Consider the following 12,001-nt stretch of genomic DNA (forward strand, 5'->3'; position numbering starts at 1 on the left):
TCCTGCTCCCAAGCAGACTTCAGAAGCGATAGAGATGCAACCGCAAAAGATTATGACGGGGTAGTAAGATCGAACCGCGTTTTGACTTCACCGGCGCTTCGGTCACCGCGTTCGATTTAATTGCACAGAGATCTCGACATGCGAAACATCCTCTTCGTCTGCAGTCAAAACAAGCTTCGCAGTCCGACGGCCGAGCAGGTGTTTGCCGCCAGGCGTGACATCGAGGTTATGTCGGCTGGCACAAACAACGATGCCGAAAATCCTCTGTCGACGGAGTTGGTCGAATGGGCAGACATCATCTTCGCGATGGAGAAAATCCATCGATCCAAGATACAGCGCCGATACCGATCGGTGCTGAAAGGCAAGCGGATCATCTGCCTCGACATTCCGGACGACTACACCTTCATGGACCAAAGGCTCATCGCACTTTTGGAGGCCAGGGTGCCGCGCTACTTGTAACGTTCCAGGCGGCGCAGGCCCGGACCTCCCAAGTGGCCGGCGCGACCGTGATTTTGGTGCGGTCTGCCAGGCAACGTCGATCTTCGTTGACAGGCAACCGCGAACGCCTCATCAAACATTCCGTAAACACGGCCAGCATCACTGAAAGTCATCACCATGTCGGACACAGCAGAGGGCGCGGTCCTTGTCATTTCCAGCCACGTGGTGCGGGGCTCGGTGGGTAATCGTGCTGCCGTCTTTGCGCTGGAGACGCTGGGGCATCCCGTCTGGGCGCTGCCGACCATTGTTTTGCCCTGGCATCCCGGCCACGGCAGATCGACGCGGCTGACATTTCCCGAAGCTGATTTCGACCTCGCTATCGACGACCTGCTGGCGGCACCCTGGCTTCCGGAGATCAAGGCCGTGCTGTCCGGCTACTTCGCCAATGCCGCCCAGGCACATTCGGTCGCCCGGCTGATTGCGGCAATGCGCGAAAAGATGCCGGACCTGTTCTATGCCTGCGATCCCGTCATCGGCGATCTCGGCGGGCTCTATGTGCCGCAGCCGACGGCGGAAGCCATCCGAGACCATCTCTTGCCCCTCGCCTCGCTGGCAACGCCGAACCGCTACGAGCTTGCCTGGCTTTCCGGCGCGCCGCTTGACGACAACAATGCCGTGATGGAAGCGGCCCTGGCGCTTGGGCCGTCGCGCATGCTGGTGACTTCGGCGGTGCCGATGATGGCCGGCGGCACCGGTAATCTCTATCTGAGCGGCCGCAACGCGCTGCTGGCCGAACACCGGGCAATCGACAACGCCCCGAACGGTCTTGGAGACCTGCTGGCGGCGCTGTTCCTGTCGCGTCTGATGTCTGGCATGGACGAGGAGCGGGCGCTCCAGCTGGCAACAGCCAGCGTCTACGAGGTGCTCGCGCGTGCCGTGAAGCGCGGCAGTGACGAACTGACGCTGGCGGCCGACGCGGCCAGCCTGTCGACACCGATGGCCATGGTGCAGATGCGCCACCTCATGCATCCGGCCCACCGTCGCAAGCGCTAGCGGCGGCGACACAAATTTTTAACATCTCGACTGTTGATCTCGGCGTCTCGCCGCGCTAATCGGGATGCATGCACACTTTTCCTTCTTTCCTGATCGACGGCTACAACAGCTTCATGGGCGGGCGCTACGTTGACGAGCGCGAGCGCTATCGCAGCCTTGCGGAGCAGGGCCAAAGCCCCTCGACAATGGTGATTGCCTGTTCCGATTCGCGGGCAGCCCCGGAAACAATTTTCGATGCCGGTCCCGGCGAGATGTTCGTCATCCGCAACGTCGCCAACATCGTGCCGCCCTATGAGCCGGATGGCAATTTCCATGCGACATCGGCAGCACTCGAGTTTGCCGTACAGGCGCTGAAGATCAAGAACATCGTCGTCATGGGCCACGGTCGCTGCGGCGGTATCCGCGCTGCCCTCGACCCGAGCTCCGAGCCGCTGTCTCCCGGCGACTTCATCGGTCGCTGGATGTCGCTGGTTTCCACTGCGGCCGAGCAGATCCAGAACAACGACATGATGACCCAGGGCGAGCGCCAGACGGCACTCGAGCGCGTTTCCATTCGCAATTCGATCGCTAATCTGCGCAGCTTCCCGGATATCCGCGAACTCGAAAAAGAGGGCCAGTTGCAGCTTCACGGCGCATGGTTCGACATCTCGACGGGTGAATTGTGGGTCATGGACGGCGAAACCGGCGACTTCATCCGTCCCGGCGCTTGATACCCCCCTATTTACGTGGTCACTTTTCAAGCGATATCTGTTAATATCGCTATGAGTGCATCCGCTGGCAGGAAATGGATGGACCCGTAAAGGCGCATCCATGCAATTCCAGACCATCAAGAAAACAGTCCTTGCTGCGATCCTACTGCCGTTTGCGTTCATGATGGCGGCCGGACTTCTGCTGATCGCGTCGTCCTTCGAGCAGTACCGGACGCTGGAGGCAGACCGGCTGATAGCCGAAATGCTGGCGCACGGCGGCGCCATTGCCTCGACGGAAATTCCGGCCGAAATGGTGGCAACGCAGGCCTACCTGCTCGATCGTAACCCCGATACCGCTGCAGCAATGCGAAGCACCAGGGACGCCGTCGATAGCGCTCGCAGGCACTTCTTTGCGCGACTGCCGTCAGCGGACAAATTTTCCGGCGGCATCAATGGCCAGCTGTCACGGCTGCGCTTCGGTTACAGCCGGATCGTCGGCCTCCGGTCGGCTATCGACGACGGGCGCTACGGCCGCCAGGCCAATGTCGGCTATATCTACCGGCAGGCAGCACTTCGCCAGCTGGGCCTTGGCGACAGCCTCTCGGCCCTGATTCACGATCCGTTGCTGCTGCGCAAGTCGAATGAGCTGATGAGCATCCTTCTGACCTATCACGGCGAGCTCGTGGTCAACAATATCGGCAGCCATTACCTCGAGCAGATCGGTTTTTCCGCCATGTCGCGCGAGCAGCTGCTGCAAGGCGACGTAACACGGCGCCTGGGTACGGACCGGTTGCGCTTTCACACCTCTTCGCCGGTCATTCGCGGCATCATCGACTTCCTCAACCAGCCGGGCGAAAAGCGCGCCGATGTTTATTCGCAGGCGATCCTCTCCGGCGTCCTGCGACCGACGCCGGAGCTGCGCAACCTCTGGACGGTGGCCGAGGAGGGACGGCTGGCGTTCCTGCGGCAGAACATCCTCTCCGTGACGCAAAATCTCCAGGATACCGGCGACGAACTATCGCGGCGGGCCCACTATCATCTGCTGGCAGTGGTAGGTCTGGCGATCATCCTGTCGCTGTTGGCGGCCATCGTCGGGGGTCTCGCGGTCAAGGGGATGCGCCTCCTCGACCGGCTGACCCGCGAGCGTGAGGAACTGGTGACCGAACTGCGCAGCGCCTCGCAGACGGACCTGCTGACAGGTCTCTACAATCGCCGTGGTTTCGAGGCTGCTGCAGAGGCCTTGCTTGGCAAGGATCGCGCCCGACCGGTTGCTGTCGTGCTTTTCGATCTCGATCATTTCAAGAAGATCAACGACCAGCATGGCCACGATGTGGGAGACGATGTGCTGCGGCAGGTAGCGGCCATCGCCAAGCGTAATTTTCGCGGCGTCGACCTGCTGGTGCGCCACGGCGGCGAAGAGTTTCTAGCCCTGCTGCCCGACACCAGCAAGGATGAAGCTGCATCGGTTGCCGAGCGGGTGCGGCGCGCGGTGCAGGACGCCCGCATCCCGCTGCCCGACGGCGGCGTCGTCGATGTCACCGCCAGCTTTGGCTGCGCTGCCCGGACCTATTCGGCGCACGGCGATCATTTCGAGGACCTGATCAAGAAAGCCGACATGGCGCTCTACGCAGCCAAGGCCAGCGGCCGGAACTACGTCGCCACCTCAGGCATCGTCGAGAGACGCCGCCGCAGCCCGGCCTAACGCCGTCGCGCGCATGTTTGTCGAACTCCGTCAAAGCGACGGAACACCCTGCATTTCCGTAAAGCGCGGAAACGAAACGAAAAAGGGCCCCGGTTTCCCGGAGCCCACCATTCACACGAAATGTGAAACTTACTTTCCGTCGATCTGCTTGCCGATATAGGCGATCGACTGCTGATAGACGACGGCAGCATTCCAGCCGGCAATGGCATTGAAATTCGGTTCGCCTGGCTGGTAGCCTTCGCCTGGACGCCAGCCGTGGCCGCGCAGGAAGTTGGCAGTCGATGCGAGTGCATCGGCTTTCGAGCCGACCATGTCGATCCGGCCGTTGCCGTCGCCGTCAACGCCGAAATTGACGACATTGCGTGGCAGGAATTGCGTCTGGCCGATTTCGCCATGGGCTGCGCCACGTGCCGACGGGCTGAGATAGCCTTCGCCAACCAGTTTCAGCGCTGCATAAAGCTGATCGGTGAAATAGTCGCTGCGGCGGCAATCGTAGGACAGCGTCGAGACGGCGGACATCGTGTGCTCATTGCCCATATAGCTGCCAAAGCCAGTTTCCATGCCCCAGATTGCGATCAGGGGGCCGGCCGGCACCCCGTATTTGCGCTCGATGTTGGCAAACAATGCGGCGTTCGCCTGCTTCATGCCGCGGCCACGATTGATGACCGTCTGGCCGCCGCGCTTCTTCATGAACTCTTCGAACGACAGCTTGAAGCTCTTCTGGCCACGGTCGGCACGGATCGTCGGCTGGTTGTAGTGGACATCGGCAAAGGCGCGGTCGAGAACCTGGGGGCTGATGCCCTTGGCTGCCGCTTCCTGCTTGAACTCACCGACCCAGGCCGGAAATCCGGCTGCCGTGTTGCCGCACTGCGCAGCCTCGGCTGCCACCGGCGCCGTTATCATGAGCACGGCTGCGAGCGCCGCCCAACCAGACTTCTTCATGCGCATTCCTCGTCCCTGTGTTTCGACATCCGCGTCGGCCCCGCCAACGTCCGATGTCCTTTTGATCCGTCCAAAACCATCCCTCGGGCGTGGACGCTGCCGCCCGACCTCCGGTATCCGTGAAAAACCCCGCCGTTCGCATGCGAACCGCAGGGTTATATAGGCTAGACCTTTATAAAAAGTAGTCCTCTCAGGCGGCCTGCTTGCGAGGCTTGATGAGCCCGCGATTGATCAGCAGCTCGGCGATCTGGATAGCGTTCAGGGCGGCACCCTTGCGAAGGTTGTCGGAGACAACCCAGATGTTGAGGCCATTCTCGACTGTCGCGTCCTCGCGGATGCGCGAGATATAGGTCGCGTCCTCGCCGGCCGATTCGTATGGCGTCATGTAGCCGCCGTCCTCGTGCTTGTCGATGACGATGCAGCCGGGCGCTTCGCGCAGGATGTCGCGGGCCTGGTCGGCACTGATCTCGTTCTCGAACTCGATATTGACCGATTCCGAGTGGCCGATGAATACGGGAACGCGCACGGCTGTGCAGGTCACCCTTATCTTCGGATCGAGGATCTTCTTGGTTTCGGCCAGCACCTTCCACTCTTCCTTTGTATAACCGTCTTCCATGAACACATCGATGTGCGGGATGACGTTGAAGGCGATGCGCTTGGGAAACTTCTTGTTGGCCATCGGATCGGCAACGAAGACAGCGCGTGTCTGGTTGAACAGTTCGTCCATGCCATCCTTGCCGGCGCCCGATACCGACTGGTAGGTCGATACGACGATGCGCTTGATCTTGGCAAAATCATGCAGCGGCTTCAGGGCGACGACCAGTTGTGCCGTCGAGCAATTCGGATTGGCAATGATGTTGCGGCGGGTGAACATGTCGATAGCGTCGGCATTCACTTCCGGCACGATCAGCGGCACGTCCTGGTCGTAGCGCCAGGCCGACGAGTTATCGATGACGACGCAGCCCTGCGCACCGATCTTCGGCGACCACTTCTTGGAGATTTCGCCGCCGGCCGACATCAGGCAGATGTCGGTATCGGCAAAATTGTAGTTTTCGAGGTTCTGGACCTTCAGCGTCCGGTCGCCGAACGACACTTCCGTTCCCTGGCTGCGGGCCGAGGCCAGCGCCACGACTTCGTCGGCGGGAAAGCCGCGTTCGGAGAGGATGTTGAGCATTTCACGACCGACATTGCCGGTAGCGCCTGCGATTGCGACTTTGAAACCCATTTTATGCTCTCTTTCTCATCTCTCCGCTATCCGGTGAGGGGGAGCCGCGATCCGCGGTTCCCTGTCCCCAGCCGAGCCGGGGAGAGAGCGGCAGGCCAGGAAACGTCAGACGGTTTTCGTCGTGGTTTTGGCCTTGGTGTTGGAATATGTCGGAAAACGGCTATGCGACCCGGCAGGGGCTGCCAGGCGGTCGCAGTCGCGGATCTGTTCTGAACGAACCATGGACCGTCTTCCTATTCCGTCGCAGGTAATAAAATGTTTTGCGAAAGAGTCAAGAGTTCAGCCGTGAACCAGGGTCAATGCCCACCAAGCCGCATGAGATGCTGACGCAACGGATTTCCTGCATCGAAGTGCAATAGTTGCACACTCGTTATCGCGGCGGGTCGCATAAATAATGTAATTGTGTGTCTTCTTGCATTTCTATCGTCAAATCGCAGCGGTGAGCCGCGCCGACCTATGGAATGCTAATCGCCAGTATTGGTGGCGAAGTAAACGTTGTCAGCCGCCGAGTATAGCGACTTCCGTAATCAGGCGTTGACGAGGTGGAACATCAGGCCGAGAGCAACAGCAGCAACGCTCATGAATACGATGGCTGTGAAGCAAGAGGACTTGAGCTGGTTTACATCATAATCGGTCATTGTGATCTTCCTTGTTTTCCTGCCTATACAATGCGCCAGTGCAAAAAAGGTTGCATCAAAGGTTGACATATATGCAGGTTTGTAAAAGGAAGCCTGCTTCGTTCATGCATCGGCGGTCATGCCACTTCCGCCCCGAATGCAAAAAGGACGGAGATGCGATCCCCGTCCTTTCAAATGCGGTGTCTCGGAAAAGATCAGAGCTTCTTGTTGGCGTAGTCCGAAGCTGCCGCAGCGCCGTCCTTGACGGTGTTCTTGGCGTCGCCAAGTGCCTGCTGGCCTTCGCCCTTGATTTCCTGAAGTTTACCTTCAGCCTGAAGCTTTTCGTTGCCGACAAGCTTGCCAACGCCCTGCTTGAAGTTGCCGACGGCTTCATTGGCGAGACCCGAGGCCTTGTCTGATGTGCTACCCATGTGACTTCTCCTTTGAACTTCCAATCAGCTAACGAACCGGCACAGGATTGGTTCCGCCAGCGTCCGGAAGCGCAACAGGTAAGACCACTGTCGTCAGGCTGCCTCTGCCTTGTTCTGGCGGTTGGCGATGAGGTCGTCGACGACGGCGGGATCGGCAAGGGTGGAGGTATCTCCCAGCGCCGCGAAATCGTCCTCGGCGATCTTGCGCAGGATACGGCGCATGATCTTTCCCGAGCGCGTTTTCGGAAGTCCCGGCGAGAACTGGATCTTGTCTGGCGTCGCGATCGGACCGATCTCGGTCCGCACATGCTTGATGAGTTCGGCCCTCAGCGCATCGGTGCCTTCGTGGCCGGACATCAGCGTCACGTAGCAGTAGATCCCCTGCCCCTTGATTGCATGCGGGTAACCGACGACAGCGGCTTCCGAGATAAGGTTGTGCGACACCAGCGCCGATTCGACCTCCGCCGTTCCAAGCCGGTGGCCGGAGACGTTGAGTACGTCGTCGACGCGTCCGGTGATCCAGTAGTAGCCATCGGCGTCGCGCCGGCAGCCGTCGCCGGTGAAATATTTGCCTTTGTAGGTCGAGAAATAGGCCTCGATGAAACGCTTGTGGTCGCCGTAGAGCGTGCGCATCTGGCCGGGCCAGCTGTCGGCGATGCAGAGATTGCCGTCTGCGGCGCCCTCGAGCACCCTGCCCTCGGCATCGACCAGCTCGGGAATGACGCCGAAGAACGGCTTGGTGGCCGAGCCCGGTTTCAGGTCCGTAGCGCCGGGCAGCGGCGTGATCATGTGTCCGCCGGTCTCGGTCTGCCACCAGGTGTCGACCACCGGACATCTGCCATCGCCGACGACATTGTAATACCAGTTCCAGGCTTCCGGGTTGATGGGTTCGCCGACTGTGCCGAGCAGCCTCAGGCTGGCGCGTGAGGCGCGAGTAACGAACTCGTCGCCTGCCCCCATCAGCGAGCGGATTGCGGTTGGCGCAGTGTAGAAAATGTTGACCTTGTGCTTGTCGACGATCTCCCAGAAACGGCCCTGGTCTGGGAAATTGGGCACGCCCTCGAACATGACAGATGTCGCGCCGTTGGCGAGTGGGCCGTAGACGATATAGGAATGGCCTGTGACCCAGCCAACATCGGCGGTGCACCAGTAAATATCGCCGTCATGGTAATCGAAGGTGTATTCGTGCGTCATGGCCGCATAGACGAGGTAGCCGCCCGTGGTATGAAGCACACCCTTCGGCTTGCCGGTCGAGCCGGAGGTGTAGAGGATGAACAGCGGGTCCTCGGCCTTCATTTTCGCCGGCGGGCAGTCCGCCGTCACCGTAGCCATTTCCTGGTGATACCAGAGGTCGCGACCGGGCGCCCAGCCGGTCTTGCCGCCGGTGCGGCGCACGACCAGCACCTTGTCGACCATGACCTGCTGGCGGGCAGCGATATGAATCGCGGTATCGGTGTTATCCTTCAGCGGCACTGGCTTGCCGGCGCGTACGCCCTCGTCGGAAGTGATGATGAACGTCGATTGGCAATCGACGATTCTGCCTGCCAGCGCGTCCGGCGAAAAGCCGCCGAAGACGACGGAGTGCACAGCGCCTATGCGGGCGCAGGCGAGCATCGCATAGGCCGTTTCCGGTATCATCGGCATGTAGATGGTGACCCGGTCGCCCTTCTTGACGCCATGCTTCTTCAGCACGTTGGCAAGCCGGCAAACCCGATCGTAGAGTTCGTTATAGGTGATCTTCTTGTCGATGTAAGGATTGTCGCCCTCCCAGATGAAGGCAACCTGGTTGCCGCGCTTTTCGAGATGGCGATCGATGCAGTTATAGGCGACGTTGGTCAGCCCGTCCTCGAACCACTTGATCGACACCTTGCCGGTGAACGATGTGTTCTTGACCTTGGTGTAGGGCTTGAACCAATCGATGCGCTTGCCGTGCTCGCCCCAGAAGGCGTCGGGATCGGCGATGCTGTCTGCGTACCAGGTTTCGTATTTTTCCTTGGTGATCAGCGCATTCTGCCTGGCCGGCTTTGTGACCGGATAAATTTTTTCAGACATGATTCCTCCTCGAAATGTCCGGCTAGGCCCGCGTTTTTTCACAAAAACTGCGGTCTTTGTCCTCACAGATAGCACCTTAAGATACGGCGTCCATTGGACAAAGAGCATTTCATCCGCAAAGAATTGCAATTATGCGGCACTGAGGATATACAGGGCGTCATTTCCCGGACATCAGTGGTGAAAACACCCACGGACCGCGACCCCGGCGCGGACGGACAGAAGGACTATACCCATGGCTCAACAACTGCTTATGCCGAAAGCTACGGCCATCTGGCTTGTCGACAACACCGCCTTGTCGTTCGAACAGATCGCGCAGTTTTGCAAGCTTCACCCGCTGGAAGTCAAAGCCATTGCCGATGGCGAAGCCTCGCAGGGCATCAAGGGCCTCGACCCGATTTCCACCGGCCAGCTGTCGCGCGAGGAAATCGCCCGCGCCGAAGGCAAGCCGGATTACAAGCTGAAGCTTTCCGAACCGAAAGTGCGCGTTCCGGAATCCAAGCGTCGCGGCCCGCGTTATACGCCGGTGTCGAAGCGCCAGGACCGCCCCAATGCGATCCTCTGGCTGGTGCGCAATCATCCGGAACTGAAGGACGCGCAGATCTCGCGCCTGGTCGGCACCACCAAGTCGACGATCGAGCAGATCCGTGACCGCACCCACTGGAATTCGACCAACCTTGCGCCAATGGATCCGGTGACGCTCGGTCTCTGCAGCCAGATCGACCTCGACATGGAAGTCGAGAAGGCTGCCAAGGGCCGTCCGCTGCCGACAGCTGCCGAACTCGGCGCAACCCTGCAGCCGTCGCAGGAAACCGAAAAGCTGCCATTCTCCTACGAGCGCGAAGAAAAAGAAAAGACCATCGACGCCGATGCCGTCTTTGCCAAGCTCAAGTCGCTGCGCGCCCCGAAGGACGAGGACGAAGACCAGTACTGAGGTCTTATTAACTTTTGCATCTACCAGACCCCGGCTTTTGCCGGGGTTTGACGTTTAGGGACAGAGCTATCCCGATTGCGCTTCTGGCAACGACGATCAGTCGCTGCTCTTGCCAAGGGTGGCCAGATGGCGGAATTCGGCAACGACGCGCTCGTAGACGCCGCGCTTGAAGGTGACGATCAGTTCCGGCAATTCCTCCATAGGCTTCCATTCCCACTGGTCGAATTCCGGCTCGTGGCCGCCGGGTGGCGGGTTGATGGCGATCTCGCTTTCGTCGCCATCGAAGCGAAAGGCAAACCAGCGCTGTGTCTGGCCGCGAAACTTCCCCCTCAGGCCGATGCCGATCAGTTCGGGTGGCAGATCGTAGTTGATCCAGTCGCTGGCTTCGGCAAGCAGGGTGACGGTTTTCATCCCTGTCTCCTCGTAGAGTTCGCGATAGGCCGCTTCCAGCGGATCCTCGCCCTCGTCGATGCCGCCTTGCGGCATCTGCCAGAGATTTTCCGAGCCATCATATTCGGAATTGCCGATGGGAATGCGCCGGCCGGCCCAGACGAGGCCCTCGGCGCTGAGGATCATCACCCCGACGCAGGGGCGATAAGGCAGGTCCTCGGCTTTTACGGGATTGGGGTTCTTGCTCATCATATCCTCCGGTCAGGGATGTTTAGGATCGTTGGCGAGCGCCGAGACGGAGACGATCTCGATGCCACGCGTTGCGGCATTCTCGCTCCAGGCGGAAATTGCGTCGACACTTTCGTCGAATGCGGATGCGACGCCGATTGCCGAGCCGTTGCGGCGGGCGATACGCTCAAGCTCGTCCAGTTTCCGGGTGATCGCGTCGCCATTCAGTTCGCTGTCCAGCTGTACGTCGGCAAAGGCATGCGGCACGGCGAGCGCCTTGGCGATCGTGCCGGATTTCGATTGCGCAGATGAGCCATCGTCAAGGAATAGCAGGCCGCGTTTGCCGACATCGCGCAGAACCGGTTCCAAAGCGGTCGGGTTCGACAGAAAGCGGCCGCCGAGATAATTCATGATGCCGGTGTAATTGGTGATTTCAGCCATCGCCTTGTGCAGGTTTTCGACGTTTTTCGCCGCTGGCTGCGATGTCAACAACGTATCGGCACCGGGGTTGTTGGCCGGATAATCGAAGGGCTCCAGCGGTACCTGCAGCAGGATTTCGTGGCCGCTGCGACGGGCGTCCTGCATCCAGCGCTGCAGGCTGTTGCCGCTGGCCGCAAAGGCAAGGGTTACTTCCTCCGGCAGCTGCTTTATGGCCCGCTGCGTACCGGTCTGGCTGAGGCCGAGGCCGCCAACGACGATGGCGATGCGCGTGCCGTGGGCGCCGGACCAGGGCCGCGCATATTGATCCATCGGCCGCAGGCCGGCGGGAGAGGTGATGGGGAGCCGGCCGAACGGTGAGTTTTCCAGCAACGCATCATTGGGCGTTGCCGCCATGCGGGGATCCTGGCCGATCTGGTTGGCCCTGACGAGGACCGGCCCTGAGCCGTCCCGCGGCTTTGGCGTGTAGGTTGTCACAACAGAACCGTCGCCGGTGAGGTTGCGCTCGACGTTGGCGCCGGATTGCGGGTCTGCCTGCGGCATGCCCGTCGACACGGCTGCCGCATCCTCCGACGGCGTATCCCCGGTTTCAGCCGGTGGCGGTGCCTTGGCGGCGGTTTCGACGGGGGGAGATTTTTGGAAGGGATCGCGGATCAGCGCGGTGTAGAGGGAGAAGCCGGCGATTGCGATCAGGCAGAGGGCTGCCAGCATACGGCCCACCGGCGGCAGGCGCCTATTGCGGCGAGGCGGGCGGTTCTGTCCCAGCGGTGCGTGTAGGTCCGTTCCCAATTTCCTTGTCCGCCCCACATCGGAAATCGTCGTTCCGCGTCGTGAAGGCGCCGGGTCTGTTTCCAGCCCGGCGCCA

The 12,001-nt window shown here is 60.4% G+C and carries 11 protein-coding genes; 5 read left to right on the forward strand and 6 right to left on the reverse strand.

The annotated features are described in order from the left end of the window. The first annotated feature begins 138 nt into the window (after positions 1-138). The 4 genes from J5278_RS01480 (at position 139) to J5278_RS01495 (ending at position 3,882) form a co-directional block, all read left to right on the forward strand. Positions 139-459, forward strand: a complete 321-nt coding sequence (locus J5278_RS01480) for a low molecular weight protein tyrosine phosphatase family protein (RefSeq protein WP_209185415.1) — start codon at positions 139-141, stop codon at positions 457-459. 156 nt (positions 460-615) lie between these two features. Then, on the forward strand, positions 616-1,491 hold the full coding sequence (pdxY, locus tag J5278_RS01485; RefSeq protein WP_209185414.1) for a pyridoxal kinase PdxY: 876 nt from the start codon (positions 616-618) through the stop codon (positions 1,489-1,491). 68 nt (positions 1,492-1,559) lie between these two features. Continuing rightward, positions 1,560-2,201, forward strand: coding sequence for a carbonic anhydrase (locus J5278_RS01490; protein ID WP_142824505.1), 642 nt, complete (start codon positions 1,560-1,562; stop codon positions 2,199-2,201). A gap of 100 nt (positions 2,202-2,301) precedes the next feature. Then, positions 2,302-3,882 (forward strand): diguanylate cyclase, encoded by a 1,581-nt coding sequence (locus J5278_RS01495; protein WP_209185413.1) that lies wholly within the window; start codon positions 2,302-2,304, stop codon positions 3,880-3,882. 129 nt (positions 3,883-4,011) lie between these two features. Here J5278_RS01495 and J5278_RS01500 read toward each other — a convergent pair whose 3' ends face one another. The 4 genes from J5278_RS01500 to acs form a co-directional block, all read right to left on the reverse strand. Further along, positions 4,012-4,830: a lytic transglycosylase domain-containing protein gene (locus J5278_RS01500; protein WP_142824507.1), complete on the reverse strand. Its 819-nt coding sequence runs from the start codon at positions 4,828-4,830 to the stop codon at positions 4,012-4,014. A 184-nt stretch (positions 4,831-5,014) separates the two neighbouring features. After that, on the reverse strand, positions 5,015-6,049 hold the full coding sequence (locus J5278_RS01505) for an aspartate-semialdehyde dehydrogenase (RefSeq protein WP_111222096.1): 1,035 nt from the start codon (positions 6,047-6,049) through the stop codon (positions 5,015-5,017). Between the two features lie 832 nt (positions 6,050-6,881). Beyond that, a complete protein-coding gene (locus J5278_RS01510) occupies positions 6,882-7,097 on the reverse strand; it encodes a CsbD family protein (protein WP_209185412.1) in 216 nt (71 codons plus the stop codon). Between the two features lie 93 nt (positions 7,098-7,190). Beyond that, a complete protein-coding gene (gene acs / locus J5278_RS01515) occupies positions 7,191-9,149 on the reverse strand; it encodes an acetate--CoA ligase (protein WP_209185411.1) in 1,959 nt (652 codons plus the stop codon). 232 nt (positions 9,150-9,381) lie between these two features. Between acs and J5278_RS01520 the strand changes: the two genes are divergently transcribed. After that, positions 9,382-10,080 carry a DUF1013 domain-containing protein gene (locus tag J5278_RS01520; RefSeq protein ID WP_209185410.1) on the forward strand — a complete coding sequence of 233 codons (699 nt, stop codon included), beginning with the start codon at positions 9,382-9,384 and terminating at the stop codon, positions 10,078-10,080. A 96-nt stretch (positions 10,081-10,176) separates the two neighbouring features. Here J5278_RS01520 and J5278_RS01525 read toward each other — a convergent pair whose 3' ends face one another. Together J5278_RS01525 and J5278_RS01530 are read right to left on the reverse strand one after the other, a co-directional pair. After that, positions 10,177-10,719: an RNA pyrophosphohydrolase gene (locus J5278_RS01525; protein WP_209185409.1), complete on the reverse strand. Its 543-nt coding sequence runs from the start codon at positions 10,717-10,719 to the stop codon at positions 10,177-10,179. A gap of 12 nt (positions 10,720-10,731) precedes the next feature. Then, positions 10,732-11,925, reverse strand: coding sequence for a divergent polysaccharide deacetylase family protein (locus J5278_RS01530; protein WP_209185408.1), 1,194 nt, complete (start codon positions 11,923-11,925; stop codon positions 10,732-10,734). Positions 11,926-12,001: the final 76 nt, after the last annotated feature.

The sequence above is a fragment of the Rhizobium sp. B21/90 genome, from assembly GCF_019355815.1.
In the GTDB taxonomy this organism is placed as follows: domain Bacteria; phylum Pseudomonadota; class Alphaproteobacteria; order Rhizobiales; family Rhizobiaceae; genus Rhizobium; species Rhizobium rhododendri.

Bases quoted from the DNA above. Each gene is read 5' to 3' on its own strand.
- J5278_RS01525 (WP_209185409.1), bottom strand. From the start codon at position 10,719: ATGAGCAAGAACCCCAATCCCGTAAAAGCCGAGGACCTGCCTTATCGC.
- pdxY (WP_209185414.1), top strand. From the start codon at position 616: ATGTCGGACACAGCAGAGGGCGCGGTCCTTGTCATTTCCAGCCACGTG.
- J5278_RS01480 (WP_209185415.1), top strand. From the start codon at position 139: ATGCGAAACATCCTCTTCGTCTGCAGTCAAAACAAGCTTCGCAGTCCG.
- J5278_RS01500 (WP_142824507.1), bottom strand. From the start codon at position 4,830: ATGCGCATGAAGAAGTCTGGTTGGGCGGCGCTCGCAGCCGTGCTCATG.
- J5278_RS01505 (WP_111222096.1), bottom strand. From the start codon at position 6,049: ATGGGTTTCAAAGTCGCAATCGCAGGCGCTACCGGCAATGTCGGTCGT.
- J5278_RS01495 (WP_209185413.1), top strand. From the start codon at position 2,302: ATGCAATTCCAGACCATCAAGAAAACAGTCCTTGCTGCGATCCTACTG.
- acs (WP_209185411.1), bottom strand. From the start codon at position 9,149: ATGTCTGAAAAAATTTATCCGGTCACAAAGCCGGCCAGGCAGAATGCG.
- J5278_RS01510 (WP_209185412.1), bottom strand. From the start codon at position 7,097: ATGGGTAGCACATCAGACAAGGCCTCGGGTCTCGCCAATGAAGCCGTC.
- J5278_RS01490 (WP_142824505.1), top strand. From the start codon at position 1,560: ATGCACACTTTTCCTTCTTTCCTGATCGACGGCTACAACAGCTTCATG.
- J5278_RS01520 (WP_209185410.1), top strand. From the start codon at position 9,382: ATGGCTCAACAACTGCTTATGCCGAAAGCTACGGCCATCTGGCTTGTC.